General features: G+C 66.3%; 26 protein-coding genes. 13 read left to right on the top strand and 13 right to left on the bottom strand.

What is annotated here, in order from left to right; translation table 11 throughout:
- Positions 1 to 23: 23 nt before the first annotated feature.
- Positions 24 to 1,301, top strand: coding sequence for an acetylornithine deacetylase/succinyl-diaminopimelate desuccinylase family protein (locus ACXAJT_RS16135; protein WP_475236875.1), 1,278 nt, complete (start codon positions 24 to 26; stop codon positions 1,299 to 1,301).
- Positions 1,302 to 1,438: 137 nt separating this feature from the next.
- Here ACXAJT_RS16135 and panC read toward each other — a convergent pair whose 3' ends face one another.
- The gene (gene panC, locus ACXAJT_RS16130; RefSeq protein WP_475236874.1) at positions 1,439 to 2,284 is read right to left on the bottom strand and encodes a pantoate--beta-alanine ligase; all 846 of its coding nucleotides are present in this window, start codon (positions 2,282 to 2,284) and stop codon (positions 1,439 to 1,441) included.
- Positions 2,281 to 3,114 carry a 3-methyl-2-oxobutanoate hydroxymethyltransferase gene (gene panB / locus ACXAJT_RS16125; protein ID WP_475236873.1) on the bottom strand — a complete coding sequence of 278 codons (834 nt, stop codon included), beginning with the start codon at positions 3,112 to 3,114 and terminating at the stop codon, positions 2,281 to 2,283. The genes panC and panB overlap by 4 nt, the downstream gene beginning before the upstream one ends.
- A gap of 200 nt (positions 3,115 to 3,314) precedes the next feature.
- Between panB and ACXAJT_RS16120 the strand changes: the two genes are divergently transcribed.
- Positions 3,315 to 4,787 carry an ABC transporter substrate-binding protein gene (locus ACXAJT_RS16120; protein WP_475236872.1) on the top strand — a complete coding sequence of 491 codons (1,473 nt, stop codon included), beginning with the start codon at positions 3,315 to 3,317 and terminating at the stop codon, positions 4,785 to 4,787.
- A gap of 135 nt (positions 4,788 to 4,922) precedes the next feature.
- Here the strand turns inward: ACXAJT_RS16120 and smc are convergent, their stop codons facing one another.
- Positions 4,923 to 8,378, bottom strand: coding sequence for a chromosome segregation protein SMC (gene smc, locus ACXAJT_RS16115; protein ID WP_475236870.1), 3,456 nt, complete (start codon positions 8,376 to 8,378; stop codon positions 4,923 to 4,925).
- Between the two features lie 191 nt (positions 8,379 to 8,569).
- Between smc and ACXAJT_RS16110 the strand changes: the two genes are divergently transcribed.
- Positions 8,570 to 9,022: a GNAT family N-acetyltransferase gene (locus ACXAJT_RS16110; RefSeq protein WP_475236869.1), complete on the top strand. Its 453-nt coding sequence runs from the start codon at positions 8,570 to 8,572 to the stop codon at positions 9,020 to 9,022.
- A gap of 5 nt (positions 9,023 to 9,027) precedes the next feature.
- Here ACXAJT_RS16110 and ACXAJT_RS16105 read toward each other — a convergent pair whose 3' ends face one another.
- On the bottom strand, positions 9,028 to 9,408 hold the full coding sequence (locus ACXAJT_RS16105) for a hypothetical protein (RefSeq protein WP_475236868.1): 381 nt from the start codon (positions 9,406 to 9,408) through the stop codon (positions 9,028 to 9,030).
- A 211-nt stretch (positions 9,409 to 9,619) separates the two neighbouring features.
- Between ACXAJT_RS16105 and ACXAJT_RS16100 the strand changes: the two genes are divergently transcribed.
- Positions 9,620 to 10,165, top strand: a complete 546-nt coding sequence (locus ACXAJT_RS16100; RefSeq protein ID WP_475236867.1) for an HdeD family acid-resistance protein — start codon at positions 9,620 to 9,622, stop codon at positions 10,163 to 10,165.
- A gap of 18 nt (positions 10,166 to 10,183) precedes the next feature.
- Here ACXAJT_RS16100 and ACXAJT_RS16095 read toward each other — a convergent pair whose 3' ends face one another.
- From ACXAJT_RS16095 to ACXAJT_RS16070, 6 genes are all read right to left on the bottom strand, one after another.
- Positions 10,184 to 10,993 carry a division plane positioning ATPase MipZ gene (locus tag ACXAJT_RS16095; protein ID WP_475236864.1) on the bottom strand — a complete coding sequence of 270 codons (810 nt, stop codon included), beginning with the start codon at positions 10,991 to 10,993 and terminating at the stop codon, positions 10,184 to 10,186.
- Between the two features lie 241 nt (positions 10,994 to 11,234).
- On the bottom strand, positions 11,235 to 11,798 hold the full coding sequence (locus ACXAJT_RS16090; RefSeq protein ID WP_475236863.1) for a F0F1 ATP synthase subunit B: 564 nt from the start codon (positions 11,796 to 11,798) through the stop codon (positions 11,235 to 11,237).
- 4 nt (positions 11,799 to 11,802) lie between these two features.
- Positions 11,803 to 12,354 carry a F0F1 ATP synthase subunit B' gene (locus tag ACXAJT_RS16085; protein ID WP_475236860.1) on the bottom strand — a complete coding sequence of 184 codons (552 nt, stop codon included), beginning with the start codon at positions 12,352 to 12,354 and terminating at the stop codon, positions 11,803 to 11,805.
- Positions 12,355 to 12,440: 86 nt separating this feature from the next.
- Complete coding sequence (locus ACXAJT_RS16080) at positions 12,441 to 12,677, bottom strand: F0F1 ATP synthase subunit C (protein ID WP_066103893.1); 237 nt, start codon at positions 12,675 to 12,677, stop codon at positions 12,441 to 12,443.
- A gap of 59 nt (positions 12,678 to 12,736) precedes the next feature.
- Positions 12,737 to 13,507 (bottom strand): F0F1 ATP synthase subunit A, encoded by a 771-nt coding sequence (locus tag ACXAJT_RS16075; RefSeq protein WP_475236859.1) that lies wholly within the window; start codon positions 13,505 to 13,507, stop codon positions 12,737 to 12,739.
- Positions 13,497 to 13,874 (bottom strand): AtpZ/AtpI family protein, encoded by a 378-nt coding sequence (locus ACXAJT_RS16070; protein ID WP_475236856.1) that lies wholly within the window; start codon positions 13,872 to 13,874, stop codon positions 13,497 to 13,499. The genes ACXAJT_RS16075 and ACXAJT_RS16070 overlap by 11 nt, the downstream gene beginning before the upstream one ends.
- Before the next feature lie 251 nt (positions 13,875 to 14,125).
- Between ACXAJT_RS16070 and ACXAJT_RS16065 the strand changes: the two genes are divergently transcribed.
- Positions 14,126 to 14,461, top strand: a complete 336-nt coding sequence (locus tag ACXAJT_RS16065; protein WP_475236854.1) for an ArsR/SmtB family transcription factor — start codon at positions 14,126 to 14,128, stop codon at positions 14,459 to 14,461.
- A gap of 27 nt (positions 14,462 to 14,488) precedes the next feature.
- Here the strand turns inward: ACXAJT_RS16065 and ACXAJT_RS16060 are convergent, their stop codons facing one another.
- The 3 genes from ACXAJT_RS16060 to ACXAJT_RS16050 all read right to left on the bottom strand — a co-directional run bounded on the left by ACXAJT_RS16060 (position 14,489) and on the right by ACXAJT_RS16050 (position 16,695).
- Positions 14,489 to 15,367, bottom strand: coding sequence for a DMT family transporter (locus ACXAJT_RS16060; protein WP_475236954.1), 879 nt, complete (start codon positions 15,365 to 15,367; stop codon positions 14,489 to 14,491).
- 2 nt (positions 15,368 to 15,369) lie between these two features.
- The gene (locus tag ACXAJT_RS16055; RefSeq protein ID WP_475236851.1) at positions 15,370 to 16,251 is read right to left on the bottom strand and encodes a LysR family transcriptional regulator; all 882 of its coding nucleotides are present in this window, start codon (positions 16,249 to 16,251) and stop codon (positions 15,370 to 15,372) included.
- Between the two features lie 207 nt (positions 16,252 to 16,458).
- Positions 16,459 to 16,695: a hypothetical protein gene (locus tag ACXAJT_RS16050; RefSeq protein ID WP_475236849.1), complete on the bottom strand. Its 237-nt coding sequence runs from the start codon at positions 16,693 to 16,695 to the stop codon at positions 16,459 to 16,461.
- Between the two features lie 419 nt (positions 16,696 to 17,114).
- On the opposite strand from ACXAJT_RS16050, the gene ffh reads away from it, so the two are divergent.
- The 8 genes from ffh (at position 17,115) to ACXAJT_RS16010 (ending at position 22,363) form a co-directional block, all read left to right on the top strand.
- Positions 17,115 to 18,641 (top strand): signal recognition particle protein, encoded by a 1,527-nt coding sequence (gene ffh, locus ACXAJT_RS16045; RefSeq protein WP_475236847.1) that lies wholly within the window; start codon positions 17,115 to 17,117, stop codon positions 18,639 to 18,641.
- Entirely contained in the window at positions 18,638 to 18,844 is a 207-nt protein-coding gene (locus ACXAJT_RS16040) for a hypothetical protein (protein ID WP_475236845.1), read from the top strand. The genes ffh and ACXAJT_RS16040 overlap by 4 nt, the downstream gene beginning before the upstream one ends.
- Entirely contained in the window at positions 18,841 to 19,371 is a 531-nt protein-coding gene (locus tag ACXAJT_RS16035) for a GNAT family N-acetyltransferase (protein ID WP_475236843.1), read from the top strand. The genes ACXAJT_RS16040 and ACXAJT_RS16035 overlap by 4 nt, the downstream gene beginning before the upstream one ends.
- Entirely contained in the window at positions 19,368 to 19,913 is a 546-nt protein-coding gene (locus tag ACXAJT_RS16030; protein WP_475236842.1) for a GNAT family N-acetyltransferase, read from the top strand. The genes ACXAJT_RS16035 and ACXAJT_RS16030 overlap by 4 nt, the downstream gene beginning before the upstream one ends.
- Positions 19,910 to 20,554, top strand: a complete 645-nt coding sequence (locus ACXAJT_RS16025) for a GNAT family N-acetyltransferase (RefSeq protein WP_475236841.1) — start codon at positions 19,910 to 19,912, stop codon at positions 20,552 to 20,554. Before ACXAJT_RS16030 ends, ACXAJT_RS16025 begins: the two co-directional genes overlap by 4 nt.
- A 110-nt stretch (positions 20,555 to 20,664) precedes the next feature.
- Positions 20,665 to 20,961, top strand: a complete 297-nt coding sequence (locus ACXAJT_RS16020; protein ID WP_475236839.1) for a chorismate mutase — start codon at positions 20,665 to 20,667, stop codon at positions 20,959 to 20,961.
- 45 nt (positions 20,962 to 21,006) lie between these two features.
- The gene (gene rpsP, locus ACXAJT_RS16015) at positions 21,007 to 21,381 is read left to right on the top strand and encodes a 30S ribosomal protein S16 (protein WP_475236837.1); all 375 of its coding nucleotides are present in this window, start codon (positions 21,007 to 21,009) and stop codon (positions 21,379 to 21,381) included.
- 136 nt (positions 21,382 to 21,517) lie between these two features.
- Positions 21,518 to 22,363, top strand: coding sequence for a MipA/OmpV family protein (locus ACXAJT_RS16010; RefSeq protein WP_475236834.1), 846 nt, complete (start codon positions 21,518 to 21,520; stop codon positions 22,361 to 22,363).
- Positions 22,364 to 22,428 lie beyond the last annotated feature (65 nt).

The raw sequence follows: 22,428 nt of genomic DNA, 5'->3' as shown, positions 1-22,428 counted from the left end.
CCAAACGGGGAAAGAGTGCTGGCATGACCGACACGCTCGCTTCCCGCCTCGAGACCCGCATCGCAGACAAGCGTGACGCGCTGATCGCGCTGACGCAGGACCTCGTGCGCATTCCCACGCTGAACCCGCCGGGCCAGAACTACCGCGACATCTGCGAATATCTGCAGCGCCGCCTCGCGGCGCGGGGCTTCGACTGCACGCTGATCCGCGCCGAGGGCGCCCCCGGCGACAGCGAGGCATATCCGCGCTGGAACCTCGTGGCCCGGCGAGAGGGCGCGCGCCCCGGCGATTGCGTGCATTTCAACTCGCATCACGACGTGGTCGAGGTGGGCAGCGGCTGGACCCGCGACCCCTTTGGCGGCGCGCTCGAGGGCGACCGCATCTACGGCCGCGGCACCTGCGACATGAAGGGCGGGCTCGCCGCCTCAGTGATCGCCGTGGAGGCGTTTCTCGAAACCCATCCCGATTTTGCCGGCGCGGTCGAAATCAGCGCCACGGCGGACGAGGAATCCGGCGGCTACGGTGGTGTCGCGCATCTGGCCAAGGAGGGCTGGTTCGCGCCGGAGCGGGTGCAGCATGTGATCATCCCCGAGCCGCTCGACAAACACCGCATCTGCCTCGGACACCGCGGCGGCTGGTGGGCCGAGATCGAGACCAAGGGCGAGATCGCCCATGGCTCCATGCCTTTCCTCGGCGATTGCGCCATCCGCCATATGGGCGCGGTGCTCGACGCCTTCGAGCAGACGCTGTTCCCCGCCATGGCCGCGCGTACCACGGACATGCCCGTGGTCCCCGAGGGCGCACGCAATTCGACGATGAACATCAACTCGATCCACGGCGGCCAGCCCGAAGAACACGAGGGGCTGCCCGCCCATTGCGTGCCCGACAGTTGCCGCATCGTGATCGACCGGCGCTTCCTGATCGAGGAAACCGTCGACGGCGTGCAAGAGGAGGTGATCGCGCTGCTGGAGGACCTGAAATCCCGTCGTCCGCAGTTTGACTACGAGATACGGGAGATCAACAGGGTGATTCCCTCGATGACCGACAAGACCGCCCCGGTGGTCACCACGGTCGCCGAGGCCATCCGCGAGATTCTTGGACAGGATCCGACCTACGTCGCCTCCCCCGGCAGCTACGATCAAAAGCACATCGACCGCATCGGCAAGCTGAAGAACTGCATCGCCTACGGGCCGGGCGTGCTGGAACTGGCGCATAAGCCGGATGAGTGGATCGGCGTCACCGACATGCTCGACAGTGCCCGCGTCATGGGCCGCAGCCTGCAGCGGCTGCTGCTGCCCTAACTTCCGGCAGTGCGCCCGCGGCGCGCTCCGGGCTGCCTCCGGCGGGGATATTTTTATCTAGACGAAGTGCGCAGTGTCATTCCTGCGTCTAGACCCAAATATCCCGGGGGTCCGGGGGCGGCGCCCCCGGCCTTGCCTCAGTTTACAGCGATATTATCGATCAGGCGCACCCCGCCGAGCCACGCAGCCGCGAGCAGACGGGCGGGCTTTGTGGGGTGCTCGAGCGGCTCAAGCCCATCGGCGCTGCGCAGTTCGATGTATTCCACCTCGGAAAACCCCGCCTGATGCAGCGCCGCCTCGGCCTGAAAGCGCACCGGCCCAAGGCTTTCGCCCTCAGCCAGACGCTCTGCCACCTGCCGCATCACCCGGTTCAGGGCGGGGGCGGCGGCGCGGGTCTCGGGCGGCAGCAGCACGTTGCGCGAAGACAGCGCCAGCCCGTCCGGCTCGCGCACCGTCGGGCAGCCGATGACCTCGGTCAGCAGGTCGAGGTCGCGCGCCATGCGGGTGACCACCTGCAGCTGCTGATAGTCTTTTTCGCCGAAGTACGCATGGTCAGCGAGGGTCTGCAGGAAGAGCTTGGCGCAGACCGTGGTGACTCCGTCGAAATGCCCCGGTCGGTGCGAGCCGCAGAGCCCGTCGGTAAGGCCCGAGACGGTGACCGCCGTGGCAAAGCCCTCGGGATAGATCTCCTCCGGCCTCGGCACGTAGATCGCATCCACCGCGAAGGGCGCGAGCTTGACGGCATCGGCCTCTTCGGTGCGCGGGTAGTTTTCGAGATCGGAGGCGTTGTTGAACTGTTTGGGATTGACGAAGATCGTCACGATCACCCGGTCGTTGCCCGCCTTCGCGGCCTCGACGAGGCTCAGGTGCCCGGCGTGCAGCGCGCCCATGGTCGGCACCACGCCGATGGTTTCGCCAGCGCGTTTCCAGCCCAGCACCGCCGCGCGCAGCGCCGCCTTCGTCCGCAGGATGGGAGGGGTCATGTCTTCGTCTCCGGAGCCTCGTCGGCAAAGAGATGCTCGGGGCCGGGGAACTCCCGGGCGCGCACCTCTGCCGCATATTCCTCGATCGCCGCCTCGGCCTGATGGCCGAGCGCCGCGTAGCGTTTCACGAATTTCGGTTTGAAGGCGGTGAAGGCACCCAGCATGTCGTCGACCACGAGGATTTGCCCGTCGCAGCCCGCCGAGGCGCCAATGCCGATGGTGGGGATGGGCAGATCTGCGGTGACGCGGTCGGCGAGCGCTGCGGGCAGCTTCTCGAGAACCACGGCAAAGGCCCCGGCCTCGGCCACGGCGCGGGCATCGGTGCGCAGGGCCTCGGCGGCGGCGCCGCGGCCCTGCACCTTGTAACCGCCCAGCGTGTTGATCGACTGCGGGGTCAGGCCGATGTGGCCCATCACCGGAATGCCGCGCTGCACAAGAAAGCGGATTGTGTCGGCCATGCCCACGCCGCCTTCGAGCTTCACCGCTGCGGCGCCGGTTTCGGCCATGATCCGCGCGGCGTTGCGGAACGCCTGTTGCGGGCCTTCCTCGTAGCTGCCGAAGGGCATGTCGACCACCATCATCGCGGTGTCGAGCCCGCGTTTCACCGCCTGTGCGTGCAGGATCATCATCTCCAGCGTCACCCCCAGCGTCGACGGCAGCCCGTGCAGCACCATGCCGACGGAGTCGCCGACGAGTACGAAGTCGCAGTGCGCGTCCATCGCCTGCGCCATCGGGGTTGTATAGGCAGTCAGGCTGACCAGCGGCACGCCACCCTTGCGGGCACGGATGTCCTCGGGCAGCGGGGCACGCTTGCGCGCTGTTGCGCTCATGGCTGTCTCCTCTCCACGGCAGCTGGCGAACGGGCTGGCGCCACTTAGCAGGCCGCGCCGCACCGATCCAGCCTCAATCCCGGGCAAACGCTGTCGCGGCGGCGGGCGCGCCGCGGCAGAGCGCCTTGCGCTGACGTCGCAATTGCGCTCAGTCTGGGCCGGACGCACGCTCCTCTGTCCCGCGAAAGGATCTCCGCCCGATGACCCGTCTCAGCCTTTCTCTCGCCGCGCTGCTGTTCTCCGGCACCGCCGCGGCCGCGCAGCAAGACGACCTGATCATCGCGCTGCAGCTCGAACCGCCGCATCTCGACCCGACCTCGGCCGCCGCCGGCGCAATCGACTCGGTGCTCTATTCCAACGTGTTCGAGGGGCTGACGAAATTCGCCGAGGACGGGTCCATTCAGCCGGGCCTTGCGGAAAGCTGGGATATCTCGGACGACGGCACGCGCTATACGTTTCACCTGCGGGACGGCGTGAGCTTCCACGATGGCACCACGATGGACGCCGAGGATGTGAAATTCAGCCTCGACCGTGCCCGCGCCGAGGACAGCCAAAATGCGCAGAAGGCGCTCTTCGCCGGCATTTCCGAGGTCACGGTCGCCGATCCGCACACCGTCGAGGTGACGCTGTCGGAGCCGGACGGGGCGTTCCTGTTCAATATGGCGTGGGGGGACGCGGTGATCGTGGCCCCCGAAAGCATCGACGCAATCAAGAACGTGCCGATCGGCACCGGCCCCTTCGCATTCGACACATGGGTGCAGGGCGACCGGATCGGGCTCAAGCGCTATGACGGCTATTGGGGCGCGGCGCCCGCGCTGAGCCATGCCACCTTCCGCTTCATCTCTGACCCGAGCGCGGCCTTTGCCGCGATGATGGCGCAGGACATCGACGCCTTCGCTGGCTACCCGGCGCCGGAGAACCTCATGCAGTTCGAGGCCGACCCGCGCTTTCAGGTGCTGGTGGGCTCGACCGAGGGCGAGACGATTCTGGCGATGAACAACGGCACCGCGCCTTTCGAAGATCCGCTGGTGCGCGAGGCGGTGGCGCAGGCCATCGACCGGCAGGCGATCATCGACGGCGCCATGTTCGGGCTTGGCACGCCGATCGGCACGCATTTCGCGCCGCACAATCCCGACTACGTCGATCTGCTGGATCTGTCCCAGCATGATGTCGAGGCGGCCCGCACGCTGCTGGAAGATGCCGGCTACCCCGACGGCTTCACCACCACGCTGAAGCTGCCGCCGCCCTCCTACGCGCGCCGCGGCGGCGAGATCATCGCCGCGCAGCTGCGCGAGATCGGCATCGACACCGAAATCACCTACCTCGAATGGGCGCAGTGGCTCGAAGAAGTGTTCCGAGGCAAGGACTTCGGCCTGACCATCGTCAGCCATACCGAGCCGATGGACATCTCCATCTACGCGCGGCCCGACTACTATTTCCAGTATGACAACCCGGCGTTTCAGGACCTGATGGCGCAGCTTTCCGCCACCAGCGATCCAGCGGCGCGCTCGGAAATGCTGAAGCAGGCGCAGGTGATGATCGCCGAGGACCACGTCAACGGCTATTTGTTCCAGCTGGCTTTTCCCACCATCGCCGACGCCAATCTCCGCGGGCTGTGGGAAAACCAGCCGACCCAGGCAACCGACCTGACCGGCGTCTACTGGGAGGAATGAGGCAAGGCCGGGGGCGCTGCCCCCGGACCCCCGGGATATTTGGGTCTAGACGAAGGAATGACACTGCGCACTTCGTCTAGATGAAAATATCCCCGCCGGAGGCAGGCCGGGCCTCTCAAGCGGCGCGGCGCCGGGTCAGGCGACCAGCCGCTCCGCTTTCTTCAAATCCACCGAGACCAGTTGGCTGACGCCCTGCTCCTGCATCGTCACGCCGAACAGGCGGTCCATCCGGCTCATGGTCACCGCATGGTGGGTGATGATCAAAAAGCGCGTCTCGGTGCGGCGGCACATCTCATCGAGCAGGTCGCAAAAGCGCGTGACGTTGGCGTCGTCGAGCGGGGCGTCGACCTCGTCGAGCACGCAGATCGGCGCAGGGTTGGCAAGGAACACCGCGAAGATCAGCGCCAGCGCCGTCAGCGTCTGCTCACCGCCCGACAGCAGCGAAAGCGTCGACAGCTTCTTGCCCGGCGGCTGGCACATGATTTCGAGCCCGGCCTCAAGCGGATCGTCGCTCTCGACCATCACGAGGTTCGCCTCTCCGCCGTTGAAGAGGTGGGTGAAAAGCATCGAGAAATTGCTGTTCACCTGCTCGAACGCGGCAAGCAGCCGTTCCCGCCCCTCGCGGTTGAGCGACGAGATGCCCGCGCGCAGAGTGCGCACCGCCTCTTCGAGGTCGGTCTTTTCCTGCACCAGCGTGTCATGCTCTTCGCGCACCTCGCGGGCGTCTTCCTCGGCCCGCAGGTTCACCGCGCCGAGCGCGTCGCGCTGGCGCTTGAGCCGGTTCACATCGGCCTCGATCTCGTCCGAGCCGGGCATGTCCGAGGGCGCCATGTCGAGCCGCGCCAGCAGCTTTTCGGGCGTGGTTTCCTGCTCTTCCTCGATGCGCTCGGCAGCGGCGGTGACAGTCTCGCGCGCGGCGTCTACGCGCGCCTCGGCACCCGCCCGGGCCTCGCGCGCCTCCGAGGCGGCACGCTCGGCATCGCGCTCGGCGGCGATGGCGGCGCGCATGGCGCTTTCCGCGGCCGCGAGCATGTCGGAGGCGGCGGCGCGGCGTTGTTCGGCGTCATCGATCGACAGCGCCAGTTCCTCGCGCTTCGCCGCCAGTTCGTCCGGCACCGCCTGCGCCTCGACCAATTCGCGCTCATGGCCCTTGCGGCGCTCGCTAAGCTCGGCGCTGCGCTTCTCGGCGGTTTCCAGCCGGTGGCGCCAGCCCGAAAGCTCTTTGGTCACGCTCTGCTGGCGCGCGGTGCGCGCCTCGCCCTCGCGGCGCAACTCGTCATGCGCCGAGCGGCGGGTCATCATCGTCATCCGCGCCGCCTCGACGGTCATCCGCACATCCTCAGCCTCGGCCCGGGCGCTTTCGAGATCGCCCAGTTCCGCAAGCCCGCGCTCGGCCTCGACCACCTGCTGACGCGCGGTCGTCGCCTCGTCATCGTGGCGGCTGACCGCCAGCGCGAGGCTCTCGAGGCGACTCTCGGCCATGCTCCGCTCGCTCTCGGCGCGGTTGAACGCGCGCATCGCCTCGTTGACCTCGCGGTCGGCTTCGCGCCGCGTCTCGCGCGCCACTTTGTCGGCACGGGTCAGCTCGGCCAGCCGGGCGACCAGCGCGTCATGCGCGGTGCGCATGCCCTCGACCCGGGCCTCGGCCTCGGCAAGTTCGCGCTTCAGCCCTTCGAGGCGGTTGAGCTGCTCCAGCCGCAGCGCCGCCGCCGAGGGCGCATCCTCGGACCATGCGCGGAAACCGTCCCACCGCCAGAGATCACCGTCGCGGCTGACCAGCCGCTGCCCGGGCTTCAGCAAGGGCTGCAGAGCGTTGCCCTCATCGGGATCGACAAGGCCGATCTGGCCCATCCGGCGCACCAGCACATCGGGCACCGACACATGCTGCGACAGCGCCGTGACGCCCTGCGGCAGCGCCTGTTCGTCAGCGTAGCGCGGCAATTCGAACCAGCCCGAGGGGCCATCGTCGGCCACTTCCGGCGCGCGCAGATCGTCGGAGAGCGCCGCGCCAAGCGCCTTTTCGAAGCCCTGCTCCACCTGCAGCCGGTCGAGCACCTGCCCGCCCTCGGCGGTGTCGCGCTCGAGCAGACGCGACAGCGCCGAGACCTCGGCACTCAGCGCGCTCAACTCGCCTTCGCCCTCAGACCGTTCGGCGCGGGCCTCGGCCTCGCGGCTCTGGCAGTCGGTGCGCGCCTCGTCGGCCTGCAACAGCAGCTCTTCGGCGCGGGCGGCCATGGCCTGCGCCTCTTCGGAGCGGTCCTGCGCGTCCTCCATGGCTGCGGTCGCCTGCGCCAAGCGCCCGCGCGCCTCGGCCACGGCATCGCGCGCCTTCTGCGCCTCGGCGTCGTGCCGCGACAGCGTCTTGCGCACGTCAGCCAGATAGCGCTGCGCCGACTGGTGCCGCGCGGCGAGCCGCGCCACGTCCTCGGTCTGCTGGGTCAGCGCGGCCTCGCGCTCTTGCAGCACGGCGGAGGCTTCGGAGGCAGCGTCGGAGGCTTCGGCCAACCGGTCATCATGGCCCTCGCCAGCCTTGGCCAACTCGCGCGCTTCCCATTCCAGCGCTTCGATGGTCTCGCCCGCGTCGCGGTTGAGGGCGCCCTCGCGCTCCATGTCCTTGCCGATCTGTTCGATCCGGCGGGTCAGCGTTTCGATGGTGTCCTGCGCCCGCGCTTCCTGCTCGGCCAGCGCATCGCGCTGCACGGTCAGGCGCTGCAGGATGGCGGCGGCGATCGCCTCTTCCTCACGCAGCGGCGGCAGCGCCTCGTCCTTTTCCGCCCGCGCGCGCTCGGCGGCGCGGGCAGCGCTTTCGGCCTGGGCGGCGGCGGTGATCCGCGCGCGCAGCACGGTTTCGGCGGACTGCCGGGCCTCCTCGGCCTCCATCCAGCGGCGGTAGAGCAGCAGCCCCTCGGCCTGCCGCAGATCGGCGCCGATGGCGCGGTAGCGCGCCGCCTGCCGGGCCTGCCGGTCAAGCTGCCCCAATTGCGCCGCGAGTTGCTCGATCACGTCATCGACGCGCAGCAGGTTCGCCTCCGTGTTGTTGAGCTTGAGCTCCGCCTCATGACGGCGCTGGTAGAGCCCCGAGATCCCCGCGGCTTCCTCAAGAATGCGGCGGCGGTTCTTCGGCTTGGCGTTGATCAGTTCCGAGATCTGGCCCTGCCGCACCAGCGCGGGCGAATGCGCGCCGGTGGAGGCATCGGCGAACAGCATCTGAACGTCGCGGGCGCGCACGTCCTTGGCGTTGACCTTATAGGCCGAGCCGACGTCGCGCGTGATCCGGCGCACGATCTCCAGCTGGTCGGCGTCATTGAAGCCCGCCGGGGCGCGGCGGTCGGCATTGTCGAGCGACAGCGAAACCTCGGCAAAATTGCGCGCCGGGCGCGAATGGGCGCCGGCGAAGATCACGTCTTCCATGCCTGCGCCGCGCATCGCCTTGGCCCGGTTCTCGCCCATCACCCAGCGCAGGGCCTCGAGCAGGTTGGACTTGCCGCAGCCATTGGGCCCGACGACCCCGGTCAGCCCGTCAGAGATGACCAGATCGGTGGGATCAACGAAGCTCTTGAAGCCCGTCAGTCGAAGCCGTGTGAACTGCAAAGCGATGCCCTGATTCCGAAGTTATCCCCGAATTTGGCGGTTCGGGCGGGGCCAAGTCAAACGCTTTACCCCTGATGTGGCGGCCCTCTGCCAGTTGTCCACAAGATATTGCGGGGCTTGCGCCATATTTGTGGGTTGACCCCGGCGGAGGCCCCGCCAATATCCGAAGCCGTGCCCAGAGGAAAGCGCCTATGTCGATCAGCATCGCTCCAGTGTCTCCACGTGATCCGCGCGCCGAGGCGCTGCTGCGGGAAAGCCACGCGCTGATGGATTCGCTGTTTCCGCCGGAAGAGAACTACCGCCTGGACATCGACGCGCTTTGCGGCCCCGAGATCACCTTCTACGGTGCCGAGGAAAACGGTGTGCTTTTGGGCTGTGCCGCCATCGCCCGGGCGGAAGGCTATGCCGAGGTGAAATCGATGTTCGTCTCGCCCGAAGCGCGCGGTCTGGGGCTGGCGCGGCGGCTGTTGCAGCATCTGGAAGCCGAGGCGCGCGATGCGGGCATTCCGCTTCTGCGGCTCGAGACCGGCGACAAGCTGCCCGCGGCCATGGCACTGTACGAGAGCACCGGGTTTGCCCGGCGCGGCCCGTTCGGCGGCTATGTCGAGAACAGCTCGAGCCTGTTTTACGAAAAGCCTCTCTGATCCGTTCATCCGCAGCGGCCTCCCGTCGCCTTCAGAACATCGCAGGCGGTGTGGTGCCGTTTGGGTTTTTTCGGCGCAGGTTTTGTGCCGCAAGACAGGCCAATTTCTACCACCGACGGATCGCCCACCACCCATGCCGGGTGGCAGCCACTGGCCCGCGCGACCGCGATCTGCGCCCGCTCGGCCACCTCATCGAATTTCGCTGGGAACATCGGGCTCACACGTATTGCCTCGGCCCGATCGTCCAGCACCCGCAGAACGAAGCGCATGTCGCCAACCTCGGCGCGCATCGGCGATGCCCCGACATAGGCCGGACCGCCGATCTGCCCCGCGCAGGCCGCCAGCGCCGGAAAAGCCAGCAAGATCCACGAGCGGCGGGCGCCCAATCGCCTCCTTGCCACGCAGCGTGCCGCGCGCCGCCTGCGCGTTGGGAAAGGTCCGGCCAAGGTCATGCACAATGCTTTGCGAAACTTCCCTAATTTTACGCTAACAACTCCGGCCTGTCTTGCGGGTGCCGCGGGGCTTCCGGCACAGTGACCTTAACGTGGGGGGTATCCTCCCCAGCCCTCGCCCGCCGCCAACTCACGGAGAGACCCCATGTCCGACGGCCCACGCCCCCAGACCACACGCAAGAAATGGGGCTGGATGCTCGTGCTCGGCATCATCCTGATCCTCGGCGGGATTGGCGCTCTGGTGAACCCGTTTGCAGCTTCGCTGACCGTGCTGACCATCTCGGCCATCGCCTTCATCATCGCCGGATCGCTTCAGCTTTGGATCGCCTTCAACGACGAGGCCAGTGTCGGCGCCCGCGTGATCGAGGCGCTGCTGGGCCTGCTGGTGCTGGCCTTCGGGGTGTTTCTGCTGGCCAACCCGTTCCGCGGGCTGGTGTCGCTCACATGGCTGGTCGCGGCCTTCTTCCTCGCGCTCGGTGTGGTTCGTATCGCCATCGGCCTGTCCGTCCGCGAGCGGGCTGGCTGGAGTTGGCTGGTCTTCGCGGGGCTCGTGTCGGTGGTGCTCGGGGTGCTGATCATGGCGACGCTGCCGGGATCGGCGACCGGTCTACTGGGCATTTTCCTTGGCATCGATCTGATCAGCTCGGGCATCGGGGCATCGCTGATCGCGCTGCACATGCGCAACCACTGACGGGCGAACGTCAGCCCCTCAGAAGTTCACTTCCACGCCGGGCAGTTCCAGCGCCTTCACCAGATCGCGCAATTCCTGCCGTGCCGCCACGTTGGAGATATTGAGGTTGCCGACGCCGATGTCCTTCAGGTCAAGCAGCGTCAGCCCACGCGGGAAGAGTTCGCGGAAGATCACACGCTCGTTGAAGCCGGGCGCGATGCGGAAGCCGATGCGCTTGGACAGCTTGGTCAGCGCCTTTTCCATCTTCATCTTGTTGACCATGTTCTGCGCGCCGAGGCGGTTGCGCAGCACCACCCAGTCGATCGGCTGCAGACCGGCCTGCGCGCGCAGTTGGCGGGCGTTCCAGACCATCTCGGAATACACCGAGGGGCCGAGGATCTTCTCGCCGTCGCTGTCGATATGGGCCAGCAGGTCGAAATCGATGAAACTGTCGTTGAGCGGCGTGACCAGCGTGTCGGCCAGCGAGTGCGCCACTTGGCTCAGCCGCGTGTGCGAGCCGGGGCAGTCGATCAGCACAAAGTCACAATCGGTTTCAAGCTGCGCCACGGCCGCCGAAAGACGGTGATCAAAGGCATTTTCCCCCGGGGCCAGCGCCTCGGGCTGCACCTCGGGCAAATCGAGATAGCGCGGAATGGCCAGCTCGATGCCCTCGCTTTCGCAAAAGCGGCGGCGGTTCTCGATGTAGCGGCCCACCGAGCGCTGCCGCAGGTCCAGATCGAGCGCGCCGGTGCGATGGCCCATGCGCACAAGCGCGGTTGCCAGATGCATCGAGACGGTGGACTTGCCAGCCCCGCCCTTCTCGTTCCCAACGACGATGATATGTGCCACGTTGTCCCCTCGGCTGTCCGCCCACATGTTTGGCTGTGCTTGCGGTACTTCCACAGTATATGGGGTCCGCGTCAAGGGAAAGGGGCGAGAGCCCCGCAGCGCACTCCGGATGTGGCCATTGCCGCGCCACGCCCCATCAAGCGGCGCGTTTTCCGATCACAGCCCCGGGCCGATGACTCCCCCAAGAACGCAAAAGCCCGGCCAATGGCCGGGCTCTGCAAGAAGTGTCGTGTCGGACCGGTCAGTGCAGCTTGGCACCCACCGTCTTGATCGACTCGTCGACCAGCTTGGCCTTGTCCTGCGCGCCGAGTTTCTCGGCGATCACATCGGATGCAGCGGCCACGGCCACGGAAATCGCGCGGTCGCGGACTTCCTTCACGGCCGAGGTCTCCGCCGATTTGATCTGATCTTCGGCAGCGGCAAGGCGGCGCGCGATAGACGCGTCGAGGTCCGCGCGAGCCTGCTCTGCGGCATTCTCGGCATCGACCTTGGCCTGCGCCACGATCTGATCCGCCTGATCCTGCACTTCGCGCTGCTGGCGCTCGTAGGAGGCCAGAAGGGTCTGTGCTTCCTCGCGCAGCGCGCGGGCTTCTTCAAGCTCGTCGCGGATGCCCTCGGCACGGCGATCAAGCTGGCCGCCCAGCATCTTCGGCACTTTGAAGTACACGAGGACTGCAATGAACAGCAGGAAGCCCAGCAGCACGACGAAATCGGTGTTGCGGAGCGAGAAGAACGGGCCGGAGGCGGCCAGCGCGGGGCTGGCCATCAGGGTTCCGAGCGCGCTCAGGGTGATGAGGTTGCGCATGGGATCAGCCTTTCATCCGGTTTGCCACAGCCGCGTCGATTGCGGCCTTGTCGGCGCTGGTCCCCATGGCGGCCACGATGGCCTCCGCGGTTTCCTTGGCCACGGCCTCGACGCTTTCTACCGCGCTGGCGCGAATCTCGGAGAGCACCTTTTCGGACTCTGCGGTCTTCTCGGCGATCTTGGCGTCCGCCTCAGCCGTTGCGGCGTCGAGCTGGGCCTTGATCTCATCGCGGGTTTTCTGGGCGATGGCCTGAGCTTCGCTCCGGGCATCGGCCAGCGCCTTCTCATAGGCCGCTTCCGCGTCCTTGGCTTGGCGCTTCAGCTCTTCGGCGGCGGAGATATCGTTCGTGATGGTGCCCTGACGCTCGGCCAGAACGGACGCGATCCGCGGCAGAGCGACGCGCGACAGCACGAAGAAGATCACCAGCAGCGTGATGATGAGCCAGAAGATCTGGTTCGGGATCCATTCGCCGCAAAGCTGCGGCATCCCGATGGCGGAGCCATGCGCGTCGACGCAGATACCGGCCATTTCTTCTTGAATGGGTTCGACCGCCATGTCGTCCTCCGTCGGAACGTTGTCTCTACTTGGGGCGGCCCGTCAAAGACGGTGCCGCCCCCGCGTAAGGATAAGGTCCCGAAGGATTAGACGGCGAACATCAGCAGCAGAGCGACGAGGAACGAGAAGATCCCCAGAGCTTCTGCGAATGCGATGCCGATGAAGAGGGTCGCGGTCTGCGAAGCAGCTGCCGACGGGTTGCGCAGTGCGCCGCCCAGGAAGTTTGCAGCAACGTTACCCACGCCGAGGGCCGCAATGCCCGAACCCAGGCCTGCGAGGCCGGCGCCGATGAACTGACCGAGGTTTGCGATATCGCCTTCCATTTGAGTCTCTCCTTACGATGGAATTGGATGGATAGAGGTTGTCCGGACCGGCCTGCGCCTCAGTGGGCAGGATGCAGCGCGTCCTTGAGGTAGACGCAGGTCAGGATGGTGAACACGTAGGCCTGGATGAAGGCCACGAGAACTTCGAGCCCGTAGATCGCGGTGATCGCGACGATCGACACCGGCGAGACGACGGCCAGCGCGGCGAAGCCTGCGAAGACCTTCATCACGGCGTGACCGGCCATCACGTTGCCAGCAAGACGGATGGAGTGGCTGACCGGGCGGACAAAGTAGGAAATCACTTCGATCACGGCGAGGATCGGGCGCAGCGCCATCGGGGCCGAGCTGACCCAGAACAGGCCGAGGAAGTGGGTGCCGTTCTTCACGAAGCCAAGGATCGTCACGCCGAGGAACACCGCCAGAGCCAGAACCCATGTCACCGCGATGTGCGAGGTGGTGGTGAAGCTCATCGGGATCAGGCCGAGGAAGTTCGAGAAGACGATGAACATGAACAGCGTCATGATGTAGGGGAAGTACTTCAGGCCTTCCTTGCCGGTCACGTCCTCGATCATCTTGTAGATGAAGCCGTAGGCCAGTTCGGCGACCGACTGGCTGCGCGAGGGGATGATGGCGCGGCGCGAGGTGCCCAGCACCATGACACCGACGATCGCGAGGATGCAAAGGAACATCCACAGCGTCACGTTGGTGATGGTGAACATGCCCACGTCGCCGGCTCCGAAGAGCGGTTTAACCATGAACTGGTCCATCGGGTGGAAGACGAGCCCGCCTTCTGCCGCCTGTTCTGCACCGTGAGCCGCTTCAGTCGCCATTGCCGCGATCCCTCTTCTCGTCATCTCCGGTCTCGCCGGAGGATTGCCCCTCTCCGGCGTCGCCGGAGTATTTTGTCAGCTGCATCTCGGCGGCGGTCCGCAACATCACGCGGATGCCCGCCACGAGGCCCAGCAATGTGAACAGCACCATAAGCCAAGGCAAGGTCCCCAGAAGGAGGTCCAGCCCGTAGCCGATGCCAAAGCCGATCCCAAGACCGGCCACCATTTCCGTCACCATCCGCCAGGCGATGTTGGCCTGAGAATAGTGCTCCTCGTGGTGCGACTTCCGGGTCTCCCGGGCAGCCTTGGCCGCCGCAATTTTTGCCTCCAGCGCGTCGAGTTGCCGCTTCGGATCGGGATCGCCCACCTTGTCGCTCCATTCGGACGTTCGAGAAGGTTGCTACGTGCAGGGGGGATTTAAGTCAACCCGCCGTGATCACGTGGAGGCGCAAGTTAAGTCATTGAAAACACTACAATCGAGAACAACACGACGCCCCGACGCAAGGGCGCTAGCGCCAACGGACAGGGAAAACCATATTCAACCCCGAAGTTGACTATAGAGATCCGGTCGCCACGGCGGCGCTTGACGGCGATGCCCGGCGCGGGGCTTATGAGGCCATGACTCCCGATCTCGACACCGTCTTTGCCGCTCTTGCCGATCCGACCCGGCGGCGCATCCTCGCCATGCTGCTGGAGGATGACATGGCGGTGACCGATGTTGCCGACCCCTTCGAGATGTCGCTGGCGGCGATTTCCAAGCATCTCACCATCCTCGCCTCGGCAGGGCTGATCAGTCAGGAAAAGCGCGGCCGGGTGAAATGGTGCAAGCTCGAGCCCGACGCGCTGCGCGAAGCGTCGGTCTGGATGCAGGGATTCGGACAGTTCGAGCCGATCAACCTCGACGCCTTTGAACGCTTCCTGCAGGTCGAACTTAAACCCGAAGACCCGGCCTGAGCGCGCCGAACAGCCGCGTCGCGCGCCCTAGCCTTCGCGCAACAACAACAGCAGCGCCACCACCGTCAGGCCGATTCCCACAAGGATCGCCGCAGGCGGCGCCCCGCGCCCCAGCGCAAGCTCCCATAGGATCACCCAGCTTGGAATAAGATAGGTGTAGGCCATGACCTTGGCGCTCGGCAGGCGCATGGCGGCGAATTGCAGCAGCACCGTGCTCAGCGCGGTCGCCGCCAGCGTGGTGTAAAGGATGGTCACCCAGACGATTCCCGGCAGCGCGCCCCAGTCGGTCGCCCGGATGTCCCCCCAGCCGACCATCAGCAACAGCAGCGTGCCCGCCACCATTGTGCCGAAAGTGAAGACCAGCCCCGGCTCGCCGCGATTGAGCCGCGGCACCATCGGCGCATAGACCGCATGCGCGGCGCAGCCGACAAGGTAGATCAGCTCGCCCCGCCCCGGCGCGAAGCGCAGCAATGCCTCGATGTCGGCGCGAAAGATAACCCAGAGCGCGCCAATACCGCCGATCGCCAGGGCCAGCGCCATGCGGCGACTCATATGTTGGCGCAGCAGCAGCCAGCCAAAGCCCGCCGCCATCACCGGCGTCAGGGTGAAGACCGCCGACATGCTGACCGCCTCAGCGGTGCGCAGCCCTTCGAACATCAGCACGAAATAGGCCACCATCAACGCACCGATCACGCCGTAGCGCCAAGGGGCGCTCAGCGCGCTGCGCGGCACCCCGCCGCGCCACATCACCACCGCCCCAAGCAGCAGCGTCGCCAGCGCGAAACGCACCGCGTTCAACGCAGAGGGCGCGATACTGGGGGCCGCCATGGCACCGAGCGAGAATGACCCCGCGACGCAGGCCGAAAAGGCCAGCATCGCAAGGTGACCGCGCGCCGCGGGCGTCAGACTCACGTCATGTCCTGTTCGGCGGCGTAGGACTTCAGGTGCTTGAGGAAGGCCTGCACCTTCGGTGTGCGGTGCAGGTCAACGTGGGTCACCAGCCACAGCGGCGACGACCAGTCCTCCTGCGGTGGCAGCACCTGCACCAGTTCCGGGTCCTGTTCGGCCTCGGTGACCGACATGAATCCCATGCCCGCACCGGCGCGGATGGCCTGCAACTGCACGCGGTCGTCCGAGGTGCGGAACACGATGCGCTCCTGCAGCACGTTGCTCTTCATCCAGCGATTGTAAGGAGCGCGCGATTCGAGATCGTCAAAGCCGACGAAGTCATGCCCGCCGAAGTCCGCAACGCCCTTCGGCTTGCCGCGGCGCGCGATGTAGGACTTCGCCGCGTAGAGCGCGGTCGACTGGCGGGCGAAGGGCTGCACCACATTGTCCGGCTCTTCCGGCGCAGCCCCGGCCCGCAGCGCCACATGCGCCTCGCCGTATTCCAGCCGGAACAGGCGCGAGCCCGTCAGATAGCGCACGGTCACATCGGGGTAGGCCTCCCGGAACGACGTCAGCGCACCGATCATCAAAGTCGAGAAATTGACCAGCGAGGTGACCAGAAGCTCGCCCGAGACCGCTTCGCCGCGCCCCTTGATGCGGCCCACAAGTTGCTGGAACTGATCGTCGGTGCATTGCGCCACGCGCGACAGATCGCTGCCGGCTTCGGTCGGCGTGTAGCCGCGGGCGTGGCGCTGGAACAGCTTCACCCCGAGCCGCGATTCGAGCGCGTCGATATGCCGGATCACCGTGGCATGGTGCACGCCCAGAACCTCGGCGGCGCCGCTGACCGTGCCGAGCCGCGCAACATGATAGGCGGTGCGAATCTCGTCCCAATTGTCCATCGGCTTCTCCTGTGCACCGGGTCACGAACTGGCGCAAGAAAGCGCGAAGCGGTGCGGAAATGCAAGGGAGAGCGGCGCAAGATCAGCCGAGCCAGAGCGACGGTGCCGCGCCGGTGCCTGCGTGGTATGGCTGAAACGAAAAACGCCCGGCACGGGCCGGGCGCTGTTCAAGGCTGCGGACGAGGCCGCCGCGAAGGTCTGATCGTATCAGTCCGAGCTGGAGCTCGAGCTGGACGAGTCGCCGTCCGAAGCTGCCGCGATCAGCGCGAGGGCTGCGAGGCCACCGGCAACTGCCAGTGCGGTGCCGCTCGACGGAGCTGCAACCGGAACAACAGCATAGGGATCGTCTTCTTCGACGACCGGTGCCGGCGAGCCGGCGAATGCTGCGGATGCGCCCATCATGCTGACGATGGCTGCGGATGCGAAAAGTGCTTTGGTTTTCATACTGTCACCTATCAAGTAAGCGTCTCAGTTGGTTACATAGCGTTAATTCACCCATCCGACCAGTTCTTAAATAGGGAATTCGCCCGTTTGCCGTGCACAGGGCGGAACTGTGCCACTTTTGCACCCACAGCCCCCGCGCTGCGGCGCAGCGCTGCCCAAAAAGGCGGCAAACCCCTGCCCAGCTTGACTCCGCACCCCCATGCGCGTACATCGCGCGCAATCCACCGGGAGTCCCATCGCTTCCGGTCCCTTGGGCAATGCCCGGGATCGCCCTCCGTCAGCGCGTTGCGCCCACGGAGGCGTTTTCGCATTGCCGAATGGGACAGGCGACGGGGCTTAAGTTTGATTCCATGCCACGCGGCCCCCATCTCGGGTCTGCACACCAGATACGGACCAGAGAAGAAGGAGCCAGACGGCCCATGTTCGAATCTCTTTCCGAACGCCTCGGCGGCGTCTTCGACCGCCTCACCAAGCAGGGCGCCCTCTCCGAGGACGACGTCCGCACCGCCCTGCGCGAAGTGCGCGTCGCCCTGCTCGAGGCCGACGTCTCGCTGCCCGTGGCGCGCCAGTTCATCAAGGCCGTCGAGAAGAAGGCCACCGGCGCCGCCGTCACCAAGTCGGTGACCCCCGGCCAGCAGGTGGTAAAGATCGTCCACGACGAGCTCATCGCCACGCTGACCGGCGAAGGTGAGCCCGGCGCGCTGCGCATCGACAACGCGCCCGCGCCGATCCTGATGGTCGGCCTGCAGGGCTCGGGCAAGACCACCACCACCGCCAAGCTTGCGCGCCGCCTGAAAGAGCGCGACCGCAAGAAGGTGCTGATGGCCTCGCTCGACGTGAACCGCCCGGCGGCGATGGAGCAGCTGCAGATCCTCGGCCAGCAGATCGGCGTCGACACGCTGCCGATCGTCAAAGGCGAGGACCCGGTCGCCATCGCCAAGCGCGCCAAGACGCAGGCCAGCCTCGGCGGTTATGATGTCTACATGCTCGACACCGCCGGCCGCCTGCATATCGATCAGGAACTGATCCAACAGGCCGCCGACGTGCGCGACGTGGTCACCCCGCGCGAAACGCTGCTGGTGGTCGACGGCCTCACCGGTCAGGACGCCGTGAACGTCGCCACCGAGTTCGACGACAAGATCGGCGTCTCGGGCGTGGTGCTGACCCGGATGGACGGCGACGGCCGCGGCGGCGCCGCGCTGTCGATGCGCGCGATCACCGGCAAGCCGATCAAGTTCGTCGGCCTTGGCGAGAAGATGGACGCGCTGGAAACCTTCGAGCCCGAGCGCGTCGCGGGCCGCATCCTTGGCATGGGCGACATCGTCGCGCTGGTCGAAAAAGCGCAGCAGACGCTGGAGGCCGAACAGGCCGAGCGCATGATGAAGCGCTTCCAGAAGGGTCAGTTCAACATGAACGACCTGAAGATGCAGCTTGAGCAGATGATGAAGATGGGCGGCCTCGGCGCCATGATGCAGATGATGCCGGGCGCGGCCAAAATGGCCAAGCAGATGGATCAGGCCGGCATGGACGATTCGATCCTGCGCCAGCAGATCGCCCTCATCAACTCGATGACCAAGAAGGAGCGCGCCAACCCGCAGATCCTTCAGGCCAGCCGCAAGAAGCGCATCGCCAAGGGCGCGGGCATGGAGGTGTCGGACCTCAACAAGCTGCTGAAGATGCAGCGCCAGATGTCCGACATGATGAAGAAGATGGGCAAAATGGGCAAAGGCGGCATGCTGAAACAGGCCATGAAGGGCATGTTCGGCAAGGGCGGCGAGATGCCCGAGGGCATGGACCCAAGCCAGATGGACCCCAAGCAGATCGAGGCCGCGGCCAAGGCCATGGGCGGCAAGATGCCCGGTAGCATGGGCGGCCTCGGCGGCATGCCCGGCATGGGCGGCGGCGCGCTGCCGCCGGGCCTCGGCGGATTCGGCAAGAAGAAATGAGCGATCCGCGCGCCCTCCCCCTTCACCTCTCCGAGGTGACAGACCCGACCGCCCCGCAGGCGGCCGGTGCGGAGGGCGTGCGCGCTTCATCTTTCTCCAAATACTCGCACCCGGCCCAAGCCACGGCGCCCAAGGCCGACCCTTTCGCGCAATACGGCGCTCCCGAGGATGACGCCGACGGCAGTGTGGAGGCCTACGCATGAGTCTCGTGAACGCCCCCCGCCTCGAAACCGAACGCCTGATCCTGCGCGGCCCCGAGCCGGCGGATGCCGAGGCGATGATCGCGTTCCTGCTCGACCCGGTGCGCGCCGAGGGCTTCGGCGGCTACGAACATCGCGGCGACGCATGGCGCTGGTTCGCGCTCAACGTCGGCCACTGGCACCTGCGCGGCTACGGCTATTTCACCATTGAAGACAAGGCCAGCGGTCAGCCCGCCGGCATCTGCGGCGTCTGGGAGCCCGAAGGTTGGCCCGAGCCCGAGATCGGCTGGGTGGTCTTCGACGGCTTCGAGGGCAAGGGCATCGCCCGCGAGGCGGCGCTGCGCGTGCGCCGCTACGCCTATGAGGATCTGGGCCTCAAGACCATCACCTCGAACATCGTGCCGGGCAACACCCGCTCGGTCGCGCTGGCCGAACGGCTCGGCGCGGTCTACGAGCGCACCTACACCAATTACGCCATGGGCGAGGACATGCTCTACCGTCACCCCTCTGCCGAGGAGGTGCTGGGATGAGCGTGACGCAAGCCACCCCGCAGCCGGTCACCGTGCCGGTGATCGAGACCGAGCGCCTGATTCTGCGGGCGCCGCATCTGGATGATCTCGATGCGCTCTGCGCCTTCTACGCCGACCGCCGCTCGCAGTTCGTCGGCGGCCCGATCGAGCGTGGTCAGGTCTGGCGTACGCTGCTGCGCTCGTCGGGGCACTGGCAAATTCGCGGCTATGGCATCTGGCACATCACCGAGCGCGCCAGCGGCGAGATGTGCGGCTTCACCGGCCCGCTCAACCACATCGAATGGCCCGAGCCCGAACTGGCCTATTCGATCTTCGCCTCGCACGAAGGTCACGGCTACGCCTATGAGGCGGCCTCGGCGGCGCGCAGCGCGGCGGCCGAGCTTTTTGGCCTGACCCGGATGATCAGCCTCGTCGACCCGGCCAACGATCGCTCGCTGGCGCTGGCCAAGCGCCTCGGCGCCCGCTTCGAGCGCGAGACCGGCCTGATGGGCCATAAGGTGCACATCTTCCGTCATCCGCAGATGAACGGGGCCGAGGCATGAGCGCGGTTCTCGACCACATCCAGCCGGCGCAGGTGCAGGCCGACCCGGACATCCCCGTGCTTGAAACGGCACGGCTGGTGCTGCGCGCGCCGCAGGCCGAGGATTACCCGGACTTCAAGGCCACCTTCGCCTCTTACCGCTCGCGCTTCATGGGCGGGCCGCTGAACGCCTACGAGACGTGGATGCTCTACGCCGCCGAGATCGGCCACTGGCAGATCCGCGGTTTTGGCATGTGGATGATCCACCTGCGCGCCACCGGCGAGACGGTCGGCATGGCTGGCGGCTGGTTCCCCGCCAAATGGCCCGAGCGTGAGATCGCCTGGATCATCTGGCCGGACCGCGGCGGCAAGGGCTATGCGCTCGAAGCCACGCAGCGCGTGCGCCAGTATTTCTACGACGAGGCCGGATGGGACGGGGCGGTCAGCTACATCGACCCCAAGAACCTCGATTCCATCCGCCTTGCCGAACGGCTCGGGGCCCGCAAGGACCCAGAGGCCGCCACCGTCGATGGCAGCGACGCGGTCTACCGCCACCCGGCGCCCGCAGCGCTGCGCGGCAGCCAGCTGTCGCATGGCATCGACATGGAGATCGCCAATTACATCGACCCCCTCTTCAAACCGAAGGGATGGGCCGTTGACTGACGCTGTCTCCCCCAAGACCCGGCGCGCGGTTCCTGCCGCCTCCTGTGCATGTGTTGTGCATGGGATGTGCATGGAGTGTGCCCCTTCTTTTTTGTTCAAAGGAGCCGAGCATGAGTGATCCCGCCACCCGCGCCGCAGACCTTCTGAAAGACCACCGCGACAGCATCGACCGGCTGGACGCGATCCTCGTGTTCACGCTCGCCGAGCGGTTCAAGCACACGCAGTCCGTGGGCCGGCTGAAGGCCACTCACGAGCTGCCCCCCTCCGACCCCGCGCGTGAAGAGCAGCAGATCGCGCGGCTCAAGGACCTGGCGAAGAAAGCGGATCTCGATCCGGCCTTCGCCGAAAACTTCCTGAACTTCATCATTCAGGAAGTCATCAAGCACCACGAAAAACACCAATCCTGACAGGGCTTTGCCCGTCATAAAACGCCATTCGAAGGAGATTTACCAATGGCCATGAAAATCCGTCTCGCCCGTGGCGGCAGCAAAAAGCGCCCCCACTACGCAATCGTCGCAACCGACTCGCGCATGCCGCGCGACGGCCGCTTCCTCGAGAAGCTCGGCACCTACAACCCGCTGCTCGCCAAGGACGACGAGCGCCGCGTGGTCATGGACGTAGAGCGCGTCCAGTACTGGCTCGGCCAGGGCGCCCAGCCCACCGACCGTATCTCGCGCTTCCTCGAAGCCGCAGGCGTGGTCGAGAAGAAAGAGCGTAACAACCCCAAGAAAGCCAAGCCGGGCAAAGCCGCTCAAGAGCGCGCAGAAGCCAAGGCCGCCAAAGCAGCCGAAGCTGCAGAGGCACCGGCAGAGGAAGGCGCAGAGTAATCTGCGCGACATCCTTGTCACACTCGAAGGGCGTGCAGGAGCAATCCTGCGCGCCTTTTTCGTCGACGCTTGGACATGAGGCCCGTCCGCCCTACACTCCGGTCAGCAGCCCTTTGAGAACACCCGGAGATCTTGCATGCCGATGCTTCGAGCCCTCGCCCCGATGACCTTGGCCGCCGCGGCCAGCGCGCTGTTTGCCGGTCCGGCATTGGCGCAGGAGTTCGGCGTCACGCAAACCGCCGAGGCGGCACCGGCGCAGCCGGTCACCTCGACCCAGTCGAGCGGCAACGTGTTCTCCTTCACCCTGCGCGGCGGGGTTTCGGCGGCGCCGAAGTTCCTTGGCTCGGACGAATACGAAGCCGGTCCCGACATCGGCTTCAGCTTCAAGCATCTGCGACTGCGCGGTGTGCCCGAGATCGGCGATGACGACCCTTGGACCGATGGCTACGGCTGGGACGTGCACGGCTCGTTCCGCTACCTCGGCAAGCGCGATTCCAGTGCCGACTCGTCGCTGTCCAGCCTCGACGACATCGACCCGACCTATGAGGTCGGCCTTGGCGTGGGCTACACCGCAGAACAATTCGAGGCCTTCGCCGACGTCCGCCGCGGCTTTGGCGGGCACGAAGGCTATGTCGGTTCGATCGGCATCGACTACGTGGCGCGCCCCACCGACCGCTGGAAGCTGACGCTCGGCCCGCGCTTCATCTGGGCCGACGACGAGTTTCTCGACACTTATTCCGGCATCGACCCCGACGAGGCCACCGCCGAGCTTCCCGTTTATGATCCCGATGGCGGCCTTGTCAGCGCCGGGCTGCAGCTTGGCGCGCGCTACCAGATCAACGATCTCTGGGGCGTCGAAGGCGCGATCAACTGGGACAACCTTCAGGGCGACGCCGCCGACAGCCCGATTGTCGACGAAGGCTCCAACGATCAGTTCCGCGTGCGGGTCGGGGTCACCCGGGTGTTCAACCTGCGGTTCTGAGCAGGAAGATTGCCAAGCCGGAGGTGGCGGGCTATGCCGCGCTCAGCAATCCACGGCATGGCGCA

It is taken from the genome of Salipiger sp. ABF4_146 (genome assembly GCF_056161345.1).
The sequence above is the reverse complement of the archived record's forward strand: the minus strand, read 5'-3'. Positions and strand labels throughout refer to the sequence as shown.

Excerpts from the sequence above, each read along its gene's own strand:
- ACXAJT_RS16135 (WP_475236875.1), top strand. The coding sequence starts at position 24 with ATGACCGACACGCTCGCTTCCCGCCTCGAGACCCGCATCGCAGACAAG.
- panC (WP_475236874.1), bottom strand. The coding sequence starts at position 2,284 with ATGACCCCTCCCATCCTGCGGACGAAGGCGGCGCTGCGCGCGGCGGTG.
- panB (WP_475236873.1), bottom strand. The coding sequence starts at position 3,114 with ATGAGCGCAACAGCGCGCAAGCGTGCCCCGCTGCCCGAGGACATCCGT.
- ACXAJT_RS16120 (WP_475236872.1), top strand. The coding sequence starts at position 3,315 with ATGACCCGTCTCAGCCTTTCTCTCGCCGCGCTGCTGTTCTCCGGCACC.
- ACXAJT_RS16110 (WP_475236869.1), top strand. The coding sequence starts at position 8,570 with ATGTCGATCAGCATCGCTCCAGTGTCTCCACGTGATCCGCGCGCCGAG.
- ACXAJT_RS16100 (WP_475236867.1), top strand. The coding sequence starts at position 9,620 with ATGTCCGACGGCCCACGCCCCCAGACCACACGCAAGAAATGGGGCTGG.
- ACXAJT_RS16090 (WP_475236863.1), bottom strand. The coding sequence starts at position 11,798 with ATGCGCAACCTCATCACCCTGAGCGCGCTCGGAACCCTGATGGCCAGC.
- ACXAJT_RS16085 (WP_475236860.1), bottom strand. The coding sequence starts at position 12,354 with ATGGCGGTCGAACCCATTCAAGAAGAAATGGCCGGTATCTGCGTCGAC.
- ACXAJT_RS16080 (WP_066103893.1), bottom strand. The coding sequence starts at position 12,677 with ATGGAAGGCGATATCGCAAACCTCGGTCAGTTCATCGGCGCCGGCCTC.
- ACXAJT_RS16075 (WP_475236859.1), bottom strand. The coding sequence starts at position 13,507 with ATGGCGACTGAAGCGGCTCACGGTGCAGAACAGGCGGCAGAAGGCGGG.
- ACXAJT_RS16065 (WP_475236854.1), top strand. The coding sequence starts at position 14,126 with ATGACTCCCGATCTCGACACCGTCTTTGCCGCTCTTGCCGATCCGACC.
- ACXAJT_RS16055 (WP_475236851.1), bottom strand. The coding sequence starts at position 16,251 with ATGGACAATTGGGACGAGATTCGCACCGCCTATCATGTTGCGCGGCTC.
- ACXAJT_RS16050 (WP_475236849.1), bottom strand. The coding sequence starts at position 16,695 with ATGAAAACCAAAGCACTTTTCGCATCCGCAGCCATCGTCAGCATGATG.
- ffh (WP_475236847.1), top strand. The coding sequence starts at position 17,115 with ATGTTCGAATCTCTTTCCGAACGCCTCGGCGGCGTCTTCGACCGCCTC.
- ACXAJT_RS16040 (WP_475236845.1), top strand. The coding sequence starts at position 18,638 with ATGAGCGATCCGCGCGCCCTCCCCCTTCACCTCTCCGAGGTGACAGAC.
- ACXAJT_RS16035 (WP_475236843.1), top strand. The coding sequence starts at position 18,841 with ATGAGTCTCGTGAACGCCCCCCGCCTCGAAACCGAACGCCTGATCCTG.
- ACXAJT_RS16030 (WP_475236842.1), top strand. The coding sequence starts at position 19,368 with ATGAGCGTGACGCAAGCCACCCCGCAGCCGGTCACCGTGCCGGTGATC.
- ACXAJT_RS16025 (WP_475236841.1), top strand. The coding sequence starts at position 19,910 with ATGAGCGCGGTTCTCGACCACATCCAGCCGGCGCAGGTGCAGGCCGAC.
- ACXAJT_RS16020 (WP_475236839.1), top strand. The coding sequence starts at position 20,665 with ATGAGTGATCCCGCCACCCGCGCCGCAGACCTTCTGAAAGACCACCGC.
- rpsP (WP_475236837.1), top strand. The coding sequence starts at position 21,007 with ATGGCCATGAAAATCCGTCTCGCCCGTGGCGGCAGCAAAAAGCGCCCC.
- ACXAJT_RS16010 (WP_475236834.1), top strand. The coding sequence starts at position 21,518 with ATGCCGATGCTTCGAGCCCTCGCCCCGATGACCTTGGCCGCCGCGGCC.